The organism is Mucilaginibacter sp. OK268, assembly GCF_900103125.1.
GTDB lineage: Bacteria > Bacteroidota > Bacteroidia > Sphingobacteriales > Sphingobacteriaceae > Mucilaginibacter.
In genome coordinates this window covers 748320-762609 of record NZ_FNJV01000001.1, presented here as the reverse complement: position 1 = coordinate 762609, position 14290 = coordinate 748320, and the positions used below count along the sequence as shown (strand labels likewise).

The following is a 14290-nucleotide window of genomic DNA, read 5'->3' as shown; positions in this document are numbered from 1 at the left end:
ATCAATATTTTGAAAAAGAGTAACTGATGCCCAAAGTGTAAGTACGCGGCGGCGCGGCATTATACGTATCGCCGTATTGGTTGCTGGTTACCGTGGTGGCATACAACTTATTGGTTAGGTTCAACACGTTAAACCAGATGCCCGCCCCTTTGATCACGCTGCTTTTGATATCATAGCCCAAACGTAGGTTATAAATATCGTAACCGCTGTAGGTTTTGGTATTGGCCGGATTGGTATAGTATTGGTTGATGTGCTGCCACTCGGTAGCTATCCTGAAACCTGGCAGATACTGCGGCTTATAGGTAAGCTCGGAGTTGGCTATCCAGGCCGGCGCATTATTCATGCGGTTACCATTATAGCTGATCACCGTACTGGTTCCGTTGCTGGTGCGTACCTCGCTATATTCTACATAAGTATGACGAGCGTTGGTGCCGCTAAACCTGAAGGTCAATTCTTTAACAGGAGCTACGGTTACGGAATACTCTACACCACGGTGACGGGTTGCGCCCGCGTTTTGGTTTTGCGTAGTATTATCGGGCAACAGCTGACTAATGATCTCGTTACGCCCTTCCATATCAAACAAACTCAATTCAAAGTATAGCTTTTTGTTGAACGCCGAAAACCATCCGCCTACTTCATAATTATCAAAAGTGGCTTGCTTCAATGGTGTTAACTGGCGCGAGCTGTACAGATCGCCGGTTTCTGGTGGTTGAAAACCTACGCTGTAGTTGGCATAGAAACCTTTGTTATGTCCCAGATCGTAAGTTAAACCCAGTTTTGGTGCTAGAATATTAAAGTTATTGGTTTCCTGTTCCTTATACTTGGTTTGGCCTGCCGGGATGCTGTTGGTAAAATCATAATGCACACGGTCGTAACGCAGCCCGCCTACAATGCGCAGAGCCTCTATCGGTTTTATTTCATACTGTAAGTAAGCAGCCGTATTGAATAGCTTGATGTTATAGTTATCGATGTACCTGCCCGTATTGGTAAAGCCGGTGTAGTAGTTATTCTGCACATCTTTATCAATGTTCAGATACTGGGCATAGTACGAGCTCGGACTATCATCCATATAAACACCGCCAATTAAACGCGAATGCAGAAAATCAATATCCACACGGTGCTGGGCCAGTAAACCGTAGCTCTGGAATTTCTGATCATTCACCTGTCCGTTCGAGCTTACATATTTGCCCGTATTGTCCCGTACATCGGAGATATAGTAGCTGGGCAGCTGTGCGGTAGAGTTATCGCGGAAAAACAAGGTTACAAAAGTGCTGTTCTTATCGTCCCACTGATGATCCAGACGGGTGCTTGCCCGGAAAGCTTTGACTCTACGATAAGTGAAACGCTGATTGGCGCTATACTTACGGCTGTAAAAACGGGTGCTATCCAAACTACCCGGTGTTTGGGTGTCGAGGTAATTATAAGCAGCAGCCGTGGTTAAGCGAGTTGTGGCATTAAAATCATACGTGGTTTTAAAATTAACCGAGTACTTGTCGAAGTCGGAGTAATCCTGCCAGCTGTTTTTCTGGTGAGCTACATAACCACCCACATACAAACCAAATTTACCCTGACTAAAACCACCATCGGCATCAACCCGGCGGTAGTGGTAATTATCGCCCTGAACAGAAACATTGCCGGCGTAACCTGTAGGCGGCCCCTGGGTAATAAAGTTAACCGCACCACCAATGGAGTTACTGCCATAAAGCGATGAAGCCGGACCCTTGATCACCTCGATATCCTTAACCCCCGACATATTGATCTCATACAGGGAATTATGGTTAAAGATCCCCGTAGGACGGATCGGCAAACCATCTTCCATGTACAAATACAACGCGTTATAGGTAATAGGTTGACGGATAGCCATGGTGTGCTGCTCGTTGCCCAGGTTCACCATATACACACCGGCAACCTTGTTCAATAGCTGATATAAGGCGGTGGCTTTGGCATCTTTTATTTGGGTAGAATTTATCTTGCTGATGGCGATAGGCGCATCCTGACGGGCCTGCCCTTCCCTGCTGGCGGTTACCACCACGGGCTGCAGATCTACGGTAGATGGTTCCAGGGCGATGTCCAGATCATGCCCTTTTAACGTGGTCACATCTACCATGCGTGCATTATAACCTACCATGGCAAACTTAAGTTTGGTAACGCCCTGCGCATTAATGGTAAAATGACCTTTTGCGTTGGTTGTTGCCAGCTTTACGCCTGTTGTGGCATCGGCTTTACATATGGATGCGCCCACCAGTGCTTCATGCGTATTGGCATCTGTAATGGTTCCTTGTAAAGTAGTTTGGCCGTATGACCGGGTATAAATTGATATAAAAAGTATAAATAGACTTAGATATTTTTTCATGAATAAACAATCAGGAGCCGAAGCCCCGGTATAAAATTTAGTATAGAATGATGAGTTTCCCGGGGGTGAATTGATGTTGTCTGAATCAGAATTTACAGAATTTTAGAATTAACAGGATTCTGGTTCAGATAAAATGTAGCGAAACAATTGGTATGCAAAAGCACACGCATAAGTTTCAAACTTATTTTGCTAATCCTAAAATTCTGTCAATTCTGATTCAGACAATACCACACGCGAAAGCGCATAGCAAAGCCATCAATCAAAAAGATCCGGGAAAATAAAATGGGAATTATCCTAACTGCGGAGGCTGGAAGATGGCACCGTCTGGTTTAACCGGAAGGGTGCAATCATAAGGGGTCACAATAACTTGCAACAAGCTGGAGTGAAATTTAATAACCGTTGAACTGGCTACATAAACTTCCTGAAAGAGGCTCTTTTGCGATTGCCTTTCATCGCTGGCCTGCTTTTCCTCTGCCTGTTTTATCTTTTTCGCGAAATAACATTTACCATCGCAATGCAACCAGGGTTTATTCCGGTTTTCGCAAAGCTTGGTGGCAATGTAGTTCCTGTTCAGTTCAAAACCCGCGTAAATAAAGAACCGCGAGAAATTAACCGTGATCAGCGAAACGATGAGTAAATAGGCTGTAAAACGTTGCAGCATGTTGCCGCAAAGGTAGTAGCTGTACGTTTAATAAGCAATGCCCAATAAAAAATAAGTTTTAATTGGGTAAGACTCAGACATATTTAATAACGTTTTGGGCTAAAGCCAATAGCCTCCCATTTGAGATCCGTTGGTTAAAACCAACGGCAATGAAAGGTAAATCATCTATTCATTGCCGTCCCATTTATGGGACGGATAATGGAAACATTTGCTGGCTTTAGCCAAAACAACCATTTCAATTACAAAGGCTACTCCCAAACTCAGGTACGCTCGCTTAGTTTAATTAGCCCGTTTGAGCACCGTGCTCAGATGCTCTCCTTTATAAACAATATGCATCTGGATAGAATCCGGGTAAATTTTGCCAGTATGCGGAGCATTGCCATCGGGCACTGGTACATTGAAGGAGAAATCGCTGCCGTTGATCATACCATCGGTAATTTGCACATCTCCTTCGGGCATATGTGCTGTACCGGTAAGCTTATCACTATCAACTTTAAAGGTGTAGTTTAATATAAATGTGGTATTGTTAGGCAACTTTAGTGTGCCTGTCCATTTTCCGTTAATATTCATCACCGCGGCAAAACAGATCACAAAACATACCAATAACATCGCCGTTACAACTATCTTTTTTTTCATGGGGGCGTTGCAGGCAGCATTATGTTCTTCCTGCTATGGATATACAAACTTTTGGTTAAATAGTTTAACCAAATAAAAAAACCTTACTTATTAGTAAGGTTTTGATAGTGAGGTTTAAGTATGAAAATACTTTAAGGCTCTGTTATTCCAGAGTTTGGAATGTGATTTATTTCTTTTCTTCGGGTCTTTTTAACACGGAGTGTACTTTTGCGCCATTGATCTCCAGGTCGATACCTGTTGAATCACCGTAGAATTTTCCAGTATGCGGAATATCCATGCCGCCGGTAGTAACACTGAATGAAAAAGTAGTACCATCTGTTTTACCGTTAGCTATTTGTACATCGCCATCTGGTGTTAAAGCTGTTCCGGTTAATTTGTCGCCATCAACTTTAAAATTGTATAGTAATGGGTATTCGGAACCATCACCCAAAACTAATTTTCCTGACCATTTTCCATTCAAATCAGCAATGGCTGCAAGGCAAACCATAAAGCAACCTACCAACATCGCGGTAGTAAAAAACTTTCTTTTCATAACGTATTTTTTATTTACCTAAGATAATGTGTTTTTTGTTAAAAATCAGTTAAGTACATATTATTTAAACCATACAAAAGTTAAGATAAAAATCGCTGTCAGCCTAACAAAACACACAGCTTGTTTAACTACAATTTGAAAAATATCTTTTTCTTATAAAGAAAGTAGCAGAGCAGCCATTCCAGTCCAAAAATGCAAATAGCAGCCACAATCACTTTAAGTAATTCACCGGCGTTGAGCCAGCTTAAAACACCATTACTGATACTGCTTATATAGCCATTGAACCAGCGGCCGCCAACAATTTCAAAAAACAGGTAAATAAAAATGGAGTTCATACTAACAATAGTAAAAAAGGTTAGGTATTTACGATGCCCCAATACATCAACCCACCAGTAACAGATGGCTAAAAACCACAGGCACCAGCCTAACGAGGTAATTGTAAATGAAGTTGTTGCTATGCGCTTAATTATGGGAGTTATGCTCAATGCGTCAAGGCCATAACCAATTACAAGGCAGGCGAGCCCCCAAAGCAGGAGTTGCCTTAATTTATGATTACCGTTTAACAGCAGCTTACCCACCAGTGCCCCTGCAATGGTATGTACAGCGGTTGGGATACAGTTTATAGCTACCCAGCCACCACTATTGATCTTATTCATGAGTAGCAGATCGATATAATTACCAAAATTATGCTGATCGGTAAATGGCTGGTCGAAACCAGGTATGTGGATAAACCGGTAGAGTGCTTCGGTAAGTAACAGCAAACCGATGCATACGCCAATTTGTGCCAGTGGGTTCCATCTTATGATCAGGAAAGCTATTAACGTAGTAAATGAAAGCTGGGTTAATACGTCCCACAGTTCAAAAGATAAGCCTTTCGGACGAACAGCATAATCCAGCACACCCCAAAAGAACAGCCAGCCGCAGCGGATCAAATTTTTTTTAAATGTTTGGTTCCATGTAACGCCATTACTCCATTGTTTATTTAACGAAAACGCCATAGCCACTCCAGCTATAAACATAAAAACGGGCTGTACCAGGTCCCAAAAATGAAGTCCATGCCATGGATGATGCGTAAATTGCTCTATGAAGCGCCCGTGTGTATGCTCGTACAAATAATCATATATCCCTGTTGACTCTATGGCAAGCAATACCATAATAAAGCCGCGAAGAAGATCAAGGGAGAGCAGACGTGTGGGGATTGGTTTAGAGACTTGGCTTACAGGCATAAATATGTTTCAATATCAATTGAACAATATACTTTTTAAAGGTAGATAAAAAGTAATTATTTAACCAGAATCACCATTTAAACCATATAAAAGTTAAGCTAAAACCCTTGGTTAAAAAATGTTTTGCCCTTTATTTTTACATATTAACTGAATGTTATTTAGCGGCACAAATAATTGTTTAATTTTGACCCGATGAAAAAGGTGGAAGTATTAAAGCTGATGGACTTGGTTGAAGACATCAAGAAACTTGATGAATTGATTGTTGCCAGTCGCAAAAAAAAGACCTCAGATTTCGTGCTGAACCAGTACGAGGCTAAAAAGATCAAGATGGTAGGTTCTATCATCAATGAGTTGGCCAATCCTCCTATTCAATCTATAGAAAGCTACCTCCTCATTAAAAAGATCCTGAACAAATACTACCCCAACATGCCCGAAGAAGAACTGATGAGCGATACCGACATTGGTAAAATTGTGGCAGTTATTGAAGGATAAGCTTAATAAATACCAGCCATTGGTTCTTCCATTTCGCCACCTTTCCAGAAAGTAGTGGCCGGGTGAAAATGTTTCCAGGAGCGCCAGTATTCCTGGTAAGCCTGTACTTTAGCAAGACGCTGCCCTTTTTGAGTCCCGAAGATACACAAGCCATCCCAATCCCAAACAGAAGCCGTTTCCAGGTCGGTCAGCAGACCATCATTGCCCAGGTTAAAATGCAGGGTTTTGCCATTTACGACAGTATTCCAGGCATGGTAAGTAAGACTATCATGCTCAATACCCAATAGCAACGAGTGGTGGTCAAACTCGTCATTAAGCAAGTGTTTATTATTTAAACGCCTCCAATCATATGCCCTGGCTTTCCCGTTGATAATTACACCCACCACCCAGCTTTTACGGATCAGGGAATCTTTATTTTTAAGGGTGCTATCGCGATCAATAGCTTGTATGCGGTCGTAATTTTTCAGATCGGCGTAATCGGAGGCATACAATTTATCAGGCTGCATGATCAATGAGGTTGGATGCTTTTGCAGCCATGCGCCCAGGGTTGATTGCTCGTAAGGCAATTCCTGTAACTGATGGCCTTTCAATTCACCCACTGCAGCATTACCTGTAGCCTGGTACCACCAGGTTTTGGTACTTTCGTCCTCAATAATGGCATTATAATGCCTCGCCCCTACCAGCCTGAAATTTTGCCGGGCACCGTTAATAACCGGATTGTATACCCTACCGGTACGACACATGGTACAATAGGTTACCAAAACAGGTTGTTGCCCAACCTGATCCTGTACTTTATGGTGATAGCCCAGGTAAACTACCGGATAAGCTTTGGCCACGCCATTATTCACAACCCCTATGATCACATAGTTGAGAGGTACTTTGTTGGTAAGACCGTTAGCAAATTTTATAGCATCAGTTTCCTTAAACATGGTTTCGGCCTTGTAGGCGATATCTGTAAAGTAAAAGCTGCCTAAACAAAGCAGTAGTAGTACTATTTTTACAATTTTACCTCTTACCGTGTTTTTCGCGTAATATTTAACCAGATACCAAACAATCAGTAAAGCACCTATAACACGCAAAGGGTTTACAATTTTTTCGAGATAATAACATATAGTAATAGCATTCAGATCCTGGCTTCCCGGGAAAGGCATCAGCAGGTAAGCATGTACCAGCCCTGGTACGATCAATAAGATGATACCAAGCCAAAATATCCGCGATCTGTTCTTATGCTTCATTACACTTCGGGATTTAAGGCAGCATAGCGATTTGGCGATGGCAAAGGTATGTATGGCATATCAATTTTAGGGCACCGGCTTGCGCCGGTCAGTAAGTTTCTAATAATCGGGTTTATAATTATTCCGAATTTATTAAAAATTACTTTTATAAAGAATAGCCATCACCATAATTATTTTTAGCCAAAAGCCTGTCCATTAAACAGGTACTACTGCTTTTTGCCGTTCTCTACGCTTTTGATCTCTTCTTTACGATCCTTCGCAAAATCGAAATGATCAAAATCGGAGGTTTGCGGCACATCCAGGGTAAAGCTACTTAGTGGGTCAATTTCAACCGTAATATCTTCGGCTATCAGATCAACCACATGCCCACCGAATGCTTTATCAGTCGACAAAAAGTGAAAGTGATAACCGGCAATATGCGGGCCTTCCATAAACTTGGGGATCCGGAAACCGATCAGGTCGCCGTTCATATTCGCATGGTCAAAAAAGTGTTGCCTGTCCAGCATCGAAGCCAGTGGCAAATACGGCTTTTCAACCGGCGGGAATGCCCTTGTTTTTACCAGCTTAAATTTACCACTGATGTGGATGGCATAAATACCATTCTGGTTGGTCAGCAAACTATCCAAATAACTGTAAAACGCGGCTTTGTTTAATGTTCCGTTATGCTTATACACTTTCGCAGCATTAAAAAAGCACACTACCGCATAAGGGGTTTTGCCGGTGTCGGGTATTTCGGTGGTTTTGCCGGTGGCCTGTGTTTGATAAAGATGTCCTTTAAAAATAAGTAATTCACCATCGAGCCGGGCCGGGGCGCCTAAACCAAAATTGCCGTGTTGTTTCAATTGTTTGTAAGGATAATACGAATCATACAAACCTCCAATAAACGCCGAAGCTAAACCAGCGCTGAATAAATTATTAGTATTATCAGGCTTCGCCTTTTGCTGTGCAGAAACCGTAAAGCTGCAACAAATCACAGCCATTAAGAGATAGATAGGGGTATTTTTCATAAATAAGTAATGTGTTGTAAATGTGGCAGCAAAACAATCGTTTTTTCGGCAATCCGGCAAATATTAAAGGATACATTATTCCATGGTATTACAAATTTTACTTTGCTTTTACTACCGGGTGATGTGTGTATGCTAACTTTGCACTTTCTAAAGAAAGAGAGAATATGAAAATAGAGATATGGTCTGATGTGATGTGCCCGTTTTGCTACATTGGCAAACGCAGGTTTGAAGATGCGCTGCAACAATCAGGGCACCAGGAGCAGGTAGAAATTGAGTGGAAAAGCTTTCAGCTTAACCCGGATATCAAAACCGACCCGTCCATCAATATTAACCAGTACCTGGCCGATGCAAAAGGCTGGACACTGGATTATGCTGCCCAACTGAACGATCATGTAACCCAAATGGCCGCAGAGGTAGGATTAACCTATAATATGGACCGCGCCGTAGTAGCCAATAGTTTCAATGCGCACCGTTTTACGCATCTTGCTAAAAAGCACGGTTTAGGCGATGCCGCTGAAGAAGCCCTGTTTAAAGCTTATTTTACCGAAGGCCTGAACATGGACGATAAAGACACCCTTATTAAGTTGGGAACCGGCATTGGTTTAGATGCCGCCGAAGTTAAACAGGTATTGGAAAGTGATGTTTATGCCGATGAGGTAAAATACGATATTGCCCAGGCGCAGCAATTAGGTATCCGCGGCGTTCCATTTTTTGTGATGAACAATAAATACGGCGTATCAGGTGCACAGGCTGTACCGGTATTCCTGGAAACTATCGAAAAATCATTTACTGAATGGCAACAGGAAAACAAGAAACTCTCATTGACCATTATTGAAGGTGAATCATGCTCACCCGATGGCGATTGCGGATAATTTGATGCCGCAGGTAAATATTTATGTATCAGGTAAATCAAAAAACGATTTAGCCTATTCAAGTTGTAACATATTTGTTATACCTTTGTATATAGGAATCTTAGTGTACTAAATACACTTACATAAATATAAATGATCGACGCGCCGGCTATACCAACTTCTGTATCAAAAAAAGCACTCCGCATTGCTGTTGGAGCCATGTTTTTTATGGCTGGATTGAGTTTTTCGAGCTGGGCATCGCGTATTGCTACAGTACAGCAAGACATGGGTCTTTCTGACGCGGCATTAGGGGCGGTATTATTTTCGCTCCCGGTAGGTTTAATGTGCTCGCTCCCTTTTTCTGGTTGGATCATCACCAAGATCGGTAGCCGAAAACTGCTTATCGGTGCTTTGTTGGTGTATTCTGTGGCTTTGGTTACACTGGGCCTGGCACAAAACCCTTTCCAGTTGATCATCTGCCTCATATGCTTCGGGTTCAGCAGCAATGCGGTAAATATTTCTGTGAACACCCAGGCCGTAGCAGCCGAAGAATTATATCAACGCCCCATCCTGGCTTCATTTCATGGTTTATGGAGCCTGGCTGGATTTGTAGGCGCGGGCGTTGGTACATTTATGATCGCCAATCATGTGACGCCTTATCTACATTTTTTATTGATGATGATAGTGATCATGATCGGTGTAATTATAGCTGCACGCTACCTTAAAGATGATAAAGTGGCTAATGCGGGTCCGGTTTTCGTGATGCCCGATAGTTCGCTGATCAAGCTGGGCGTTATTGCCTTTTGCTCCATGATATGTGAAGGCGCCATGTTTGATTGGAGCGTTATTTACTTTAAAAAAGTAGTACTTGCACCAACGGCTCTTGTAGGCGTGGGCTTTACCGCTTTCATGCTTACCATGGCTGCAGGCCGGTTCTTTGCCGATAAATTCGCGCATCGTTATGGCTTAAAACGTACCTTGCAGGTAAGCGGTACATTAACAGCTACTGGCTTGCTTTTCGCGGTGGTATTTCCTTATATATACACAGCCATAGCAGGTTTTTTACTGGTGGGTGTTGGCGTATCATCCGTTGTACCTATGGTTTTCAGTGCAGCCGGTAAGTCAAAAACCATGCAGCCGGGCGTTGCTCTGGCAGCGGTATCAACCATAGGCTTCCTGGGCTTTTTGGTAGGCCCCCCAATAATTGGTTTTATAGCAGGCTTAGCTACTTTAAGAGCCTCCTTTATCCTGATAGCCTGCATGGGTGTATCCGTTGTAGTGGTATCTACCAAAGCCAAGATCTGATTATTCCCGGTTCAGATCACCACCTGCCGAAATTCGGAATACAAAACTTTTAATTTCTTAATTTAGGAGCGATGAGGCAAAAAACCCCAATTGAAAAAATCACCGCGCCGGTAAACAAGTTCATCCACCAGGAACATACCAGTGGTATTGTGCTTTTTATCAGCGTGGTAGTGGCCATTATATGGGTCAATTCGCCGCTGGAGCATTTTTATCATTACCTGTGGGATCTTAAATTTTCCTTAGGTTTTGGCGGTCATGTACTTGATCATTCCCTGCACCTGTGGATCAATGACGGACTGATGGCCATATTCTTTTTTGTGATAGGCCTGGAGTTAAAGCGGGAGTTTATGGCTGGCGAGCTATCCTCCATCAAAAAAGCATCCTTACCCATGGTTGCCGCTTTGGGTGGTATGCTGGTACCGGCTCTTATTTACTTTTTCATTAATAAAGGTACCGCGTCTGAACATGGCTGGGGTATCCCCATGGCTACCGACATCGCCTTCGCACTGGCTTTGCTTTCTATCGCTGGTAAACATATCCCATCATCGGTAAAAGTATTCCTATCGGCCCTGGCCGTTGCCGACGACCTTGGTGCGGTGTTGGTGATCGCTATATTTTACAGCTCGCACATCGCCTTAATGCCTTTAACTATTGGAGTTTGGTTATTAGTGATCCTGCTTATCGGTAATAAAATGGGCATCCGGAACATTACTTTTTACCTGGTGATCGGTTTTGGTGTTTGGGTAGCCTTTTTACTTTCGGGCGTACATGCTACCATAGCCGGTGTATTGGTGGCCTTCACTATTCCGGCCCGTACCCGTATCAACGAAAAAAGCTATGCCGATAACCTTCGTCAGCTTTTGCTCGATTTTGAAAAGGCCATCCCCAATAACAGTACTTTAACCACACCCGAGCAGCATGACACTATCGAAAAAATAAAAGAGTTAAGTATGGATGCCGAAACGCCGCTGCAAAAAGTGGAGTTTATGCTGCATCCATGGGTGGCGTTTGTGGTAATGCCACTTTTTGCTTTGGCCAACGCGGGTATCGTGATTGGTGCTAACTTTTTTTCGTCGCTGGCTAACCCGGTGAGCCTGGGGGTAACCATTGGCTTACTGGCTGGTAAGTTTATTGGCGTGCTGCTGGCCACCTGGCTCATGGTAAAACTTGGTGCCCAACTGCCGGCCAAATCTACCTGGAAACAAATTGTTGGTGTAGCCCTGCTGGCAGGCGTGGGCTTTACCATGTCGTTGTTTATATCGGGACTTGCCTTTTCCCATCCGGAGATGGTTGATCAGGCTAAATATGGTATCTTGTTAGCTTCCCTATTGTCTGGTGTGCTTGGGGTACTGGTGCTGAGGAAGGCGTAGATAACCGGGTGAGTCGACTATAAATAGTTCAATAAACCCCTCCCTTCCATCGCACTGACAGCCGCCCCCCTCCCGTGGGGAGGGAATAAAAAAAAACAACCAACTACTCCCCTCCATTCGGCTTGCCATACACGCTCAGCGGTGTAAGCCTGTTCTGGAATATCACTTGCGAGCTATTATAAAATTTCACAAAATCATCAGCGCTTGCCTGTCCGGGATAGGGCACAAAATAATGACTGGAAGCACCATTTCGCCAGGCCAATACGTAGGATAGCCTATGTTTTGCTAATGTGGGCAGTAAAACTTTTGTCCACCAGTCGGCTTGTGGTATTTGCTCATAGCCGGTCTCTGGTAAGCAGGCTACTTTATGATGTTTAGCCGCTATGGCCTCTAATATAGTAAGACGTTTATCCAATTTGGTTTGGTAGTCGGCAATATTTATATAGCAGTAATTATCAAAGCCAACAAAATCGACATAGTCATCGCCGGGGTAACGCTCCAGGAACTCTTCTTCCGAGTCAAAATCGGCCGTTGAATATACGATGAGCAGGTTATGCAATTTTTTCTTTTTACGCAGATAATCCATAGTAAAACGCCATAAGGTTTTAAACTCATCGGGCGAACTGGTGTTTTTGCCCCACCAAAACCAATTGCCGGTAAGCTCATGAAAAGGTCTGAACAGGATAGGGATGGCTTCGCCTCCTGAGCCTTTCAAATCGGCCAGGTAAGCCGCCGATTTATCCAGCCAGGAAACATAAACATCATGGTATGCTCCACCCGGGACCAGATCTTTAATGGTATGTTGGGTAGTATCCCAGGCCGTTTTGCCATTGGTCGGGTTATCCATGTGCCAACAGAATGTATTGATACCCCCACGTTCATAGGCCTCCTTTACCAGTTGCTTTTGCAGTTTAAAAGAGATACCGTTAATATCACTGATACTATCGTGCTCAATTTTAGCCAGATCCCAACCATACACAGCCGGATAGGATCCCGTAACACTTTTTACATCTGAACCATTGGGCTCAAACTTCCAGTTAACACCATAGGCTGTATCGTCATGATGACCGAACATGATCCCCACACCCAGCAGGCGCTGCATACTGAAAAAGAGGGCGCTGGTTTCGGCAGTGACTCTTTTATCACTCGGGCTATATAATTGCGCGCTGGCAAACAAATTATAAAACAATAAAAATAAAGCCGTAATGCTTATATACCTCAAAACTACATGCATATGTTAACTGATCGGGCAAGCGACTAAATTAATATTATTAAAATTCTTGTGACTAACCTATTCGCTTAATAATTTCTATACAAGCGCGACTGTTGTGATAGGGACACTTCCATAACCCGGCTTTATCCTGTCCGGGCATAACGCTGCCATCGGTAGCTATTCCCCAAAGCCATTCACCGTTCTGCTTATCCAGTATCTTATCCTTAACAAAATTCCAGTTATCCATAGAAAAGTTAAGATATTTAGGATTGCCGCTTATTTGCCAGGCATTAAAAAAGCCAATCATAGCTTCGACCTGTACCCACCAGTGTTTTTCATTAATAAGGTGCCAGGCTGCGGGTTCGTACTCGTACCCTAAGCCGCCATCAGTGTCCAACCCTTCTGATGTGGCATCGGCAATTTGCAGGCAGATATTTTTTAGCTGCTTGCCACGGATCTGATCACCGATCACTTCGGCAGCTTCCAGCAATAACCAGCTGGCTTCAATATCGTGCCCATAGGATACCGTGTCAGACTTTCGATTCCAGTCCTCATCAAAAAACAGGATAAGATGATGGGTATCCGGGTCAATAAAATGTTCCAGGAAATTATCTATCAGGGTTTCTATCTGTTTTTTCAACCCATCATCGGGCCAAATCCGGTACAGGTTGGCATAAGCCTCCAGCACATGAAGATGCGTATTCATGGTCTTTTTTTCATTGGCATCCTTAGAGCTCAGGCGCAGATCATCAATAGGCTGCCAATCTCGTGTAAAGGCTTCCAGATATCCGGTTTTGTCCTGATCATAGCTTTTATCAACCAATAGCCGGTATAGTTCAATAGCCTGACGTTTAGCTGCCTCTATTCCTGAAGCCAGGTAATACTCACTGAATCCGTATATGGCAAACGCGTTGGCATAAACCTGTTTTTTGGGATCCAATTGATTGCCCTTTTCATCAACCGACCAATATACTCCGCCGAATTTCGGATCGACAAAATGGGTGGTTATGTATTCATAAGCCCGGTGAGCCATTTGCAAAACCGCATCATCGGGTCGATGGTTATAGGCTGCCGAAAAGCTCCACAAAATACGGGCATTCAATACCGAGCCTTTTGCCGCTCCTGGAATCACCTGGTTATTTTGATCAATTTTGCCCCAAAAGCCACCGTTCACTTCATCGTGTGTATTTTTAAGCCAATAATTCAGAATGTTACTTAACTCGGTGTTCAGCTCATTTTTATACTTAAGCAATTGCGGTTGAGTACTTTTGTGACTGATCATTTTTTTAAGAGCATTTGTATAATTGCAGGGTTTATAGTCGACTCATTTCTTTCTCATCCCACGTCATTGCGAGGTACGAAGCAATCTCTAAACTATACAGAGTGGCTCTGCTTATCGGGGATTGCTT

At 43.3% G+C, this 14290-nt stretch carries 13 protein-coding genes; 4 read left to right on the top strand and 9 right to left on the bottom strand.

The annotated features are described in order from the left end of the window. Position 1: 1 nt before the first annotated feature. The 5 genes from BLR84_RS03075 to BLR84_RS03055 form a co-directional block, all read right to left on the bottom strand. Positions 2-2353, bottom strand: a complete 2352-nt coding sequence (locus BLR84_RS03075; protein WP_090464145.1) for a TonB-dependent receptor — start codon at positions 2351-2353, stop codon at positions 2-4. A 289-nt stretch (positions 2354-2642) separates the two neighbouring features. Then, positions 2643-3014: a hypothetical protein gene (locus BLR84_RS03070; protein WP_090464143.1), complete on the bottom strand. Its 372-nt coding sequence runs from the start codon at positions 3012-3014 to the stop codon at positions 2643-2645. A 279-nt stretch (positions 3015-3293) separates the two neighbouring features. Continuing rightward, complete coding sequence (locus tag BLR84_RS03065; RefSeq protein WP_090464140.1) at positions 3294-3650, bottom strand: hypothetical protein; 357 nt, start codon at positions 3648-3650, stop codon at positions 3294-3296. A 166-nt stretch (positions 3651-3816) separates the two neighbouring features. Beyond that, the gene (locus tag BLR84_RS03060) at positions 3817-4182 is read right to left on the bottom strand and encodes a hypothetical protein (RefSeq protein ID WP_090464137.1); all 366 of its coding nucleotides are present in this window, start codon (positions 4180-4182) and stop codon (positions 3817-3819) included. Positions 4183-4310: 128 nt separating this feature from the next. Further along, the gene (locus tag BLR84_RS03055; protein WP_176851931.1) at positions 4311-5408 is read right to left on the bottom strand and encodes an acyltransferase family protein; all 1098 of its coding nucleotides are present in this window, start codon (positions 5406-5408) and stop codon (positions 4311-4313) included. A gap of 192 nt (positions 5409-5600) precedes the next feature. Between BLR84_RS03055 and BLR84_RS03050 the strand changes: the two genes are divergently transcribed. Then, positions 5601-5900, top strand: coding sequence for a hypothetical protein (locus tag BLR84_RS03050; RefSeq protein ID WP_090464134.1), 300 nt, complete (start codon positions 5601-5603; stop codon positions 5898-5900). Positions 5901-5902: 2 nt separating this feature from the next. On the opposite strand, the gene BLR84_RS03045 is transcribed toward BLR84_RS03050, so the two are convergent. Further along, the gene (locus tag BLR84_RS03045; RefSeq protein ID WP_090464132.1) at positions 5903-7135 is read right to left on the bottom strand and encodes a DUF3179 domain-containing (seleno)protein; all 1233 of its coding nucleotides are present in this window, start codon (positions 7133-7135) and stop codon (positions 5903-5905) included. A 206-nt stretch (positions 7136-7341) separates the two neighbouring features. Continuing rightward, positions 7342-8142 (bottom strand): acetolactate decarboxylase, encoded by an 801-nt coding sequence (budA, locus tag BLR84_RS03040; RefSeq protein WP_090464129.1) that lies wholly within the window; start codon positions 8140-8142, stop codon positions 7342-7344. Positions 8143-8306: 164 nt separating this feature from the next. Between budA and BLR84_RS03035 the strand changes: the two genes are divergently transcribed. From BLR84_RS03035 to nhaA, 3 genes are all read left to right on the top strand, one after another. After that, positions 8307-9014, top strand: coding sequence for a DsbA family oxidoreductase (locus BLR84_RS03035; RefSeq protein ID WP_090464126.1), 708 nt, complete (start codon positions 8307-8309; stop codon positions 9012-9014). A gap of 132 nt (positions 9015-9146) precedes the next feature. Further along, positions 9147-10298, top strand: coding sequence for an MFS transporter (locus tag BLR84_RS03030; RefSeq protein ID WP_090464120.1), 1152 nt, complete (start codon positions 9147-9149; stop codon positions 10296-10298). Between the two features lie 71 nt (positions 10299-10369). Then, on the top strand, positions 10370-11668 hold the full coding sequence (gene nhaA, locus BLR84_RS03025) for a Na+/H+ antiporter NhaA (protein WP_090464117.1): 1299 nt from the start codon (positions 10370-10372) through the stop codon (positions 11666-11668). 103 nt (positions 11669-11771) lie between these two features. Here nhaA and BLR84_RS03020 read toward each other — a convergent pair whose 3' ends face one another. Together BLR84_RS03020 and BLR84_RS03015 are read right to left on the bottom strand one after the other, a co-directional pair. Further along, positions 11772-12902 carry a glycoside hydrolase family 26 protein gene (locus BLR84_RS03020; RefSeq protein ID WP_090464114.1) on the bottom strand — a complete coding sequence of 377 codons (1131 nt, stop codon included), beginning with the start codon at positions 12900-12902 and terminating at the stop codon, positions 11772-11774. Positions 12903-12954: 52 nt separating this feature from the next. Next, positions 12955-14163: an AGE family epimerase/isomerase gene (locus BLR84_RS03015; protein WP_090464111.1), complete on the bottom strand. Its 1209-nt coding sequence runs from the start codon at positions 14161-14163 to the stop codon at positions 12955-12957. Positions 14164-14290: the final 127 nt, after the last annotated feature.

What these genes read in the sequence shown, in the direction of transcription:
- BLR84_RS03075 (WP_090464145.1), bottom strand. Translation starts at nt 2,353, where the DNA reads ATGAAAAAATATCTAAGTCTATTTATACTTTTTATATCAATTTATACC.
- BLR84_RS03070 (WP_090464143.1), bottom strand. Translation starts at nt 3,014, where the DNA reads ATGCTGCAACGTTTTACAGCCTATTTACTCATCGTTTCGCTGATCACG.
- BLR84_RS03065 (WP_090464140.1), bottom strand. Translation starts at nt 3,650, where the DNA reads ATGAAAAAAAAGATAGTTGTAACGGCGATGTTATTGGTATGTTTTGTG.
- BLR84_RS03060 (WP_090464137.1), bottom strand. Translation starts at nt 4,182, where the DNA reads ATGAAAAGAAAGTTTTTTACTACCGCGATGTTGGTAGGTTGCTTTATG.
- BLR84_RS03055 (WP_176851931.1), bottom strand. Translation starts at nt 5,408, where the DNA reads ATGCCTGTAAGCCAAGTCTCTAAACCAATCCCCACACGTCTGCTCTCC.
- BLR84_RS03050 (WP_090464134.1), top strand. Translation starts at nt 5,601, where the DNA reads ATGAAAAAGGTGGAAGTATTAAAGCTGATGGACTTGGTTGAAGACATC.
- BLR84_RS03045 (WP_090464132.1), bottom strand. Translation starts at nt 7,135, where the DNA reads ATGAAGCATAAGAACAGATCGCGGATATTTTGGCTTGGTATCATCTTA.
- budA (WP_090464129.1), bottom strand. Translation starts at nt 8,142, where the DNA reads ATGAAAAATACCCCTATCTATCTCTTAATGGCTGTGATTTGTTGCAGC.
- BLR84_RS03035 (WP_090464126.1), top strand. Translation starts at nt 8,307, where the DNA reads ATGAAAATAGAGATATGGTCTGATGTGATGTGCCCGTTTTGCTACATT.
- BLR84_RS03030 (WP_090464120.1), top strand. Translation starts at nt 9,147, where the DNA reads ATGATCGACGCGCCGGCTATACCAACTTCTGTATCAAAAAAAGCACTC.
- nhaA (WP_090464117.1), top strand. Translation starts at nt 10,370, where the DNA reads ATGAGGCAAAAAACCCCAATTGAAAAAATCACCGCGCCGGTAAACAAG.
- BLR84_RS03020 (WP_090464114.1), bottom strand. Translation starts at nt 12,902, where the DNA reads ATGCATGTAGTTTTGAGGTATATAAGCATTACGGCTTTATTTTTATTG.
- BLR84_RS03015 (WP_090464111.1), bottom strand. Translation starts at nt 14,163, where the DNA reads ATGATCAGTCACAAAAGTACTCAACCGCAATTGCTTAAGTATAAAAAT.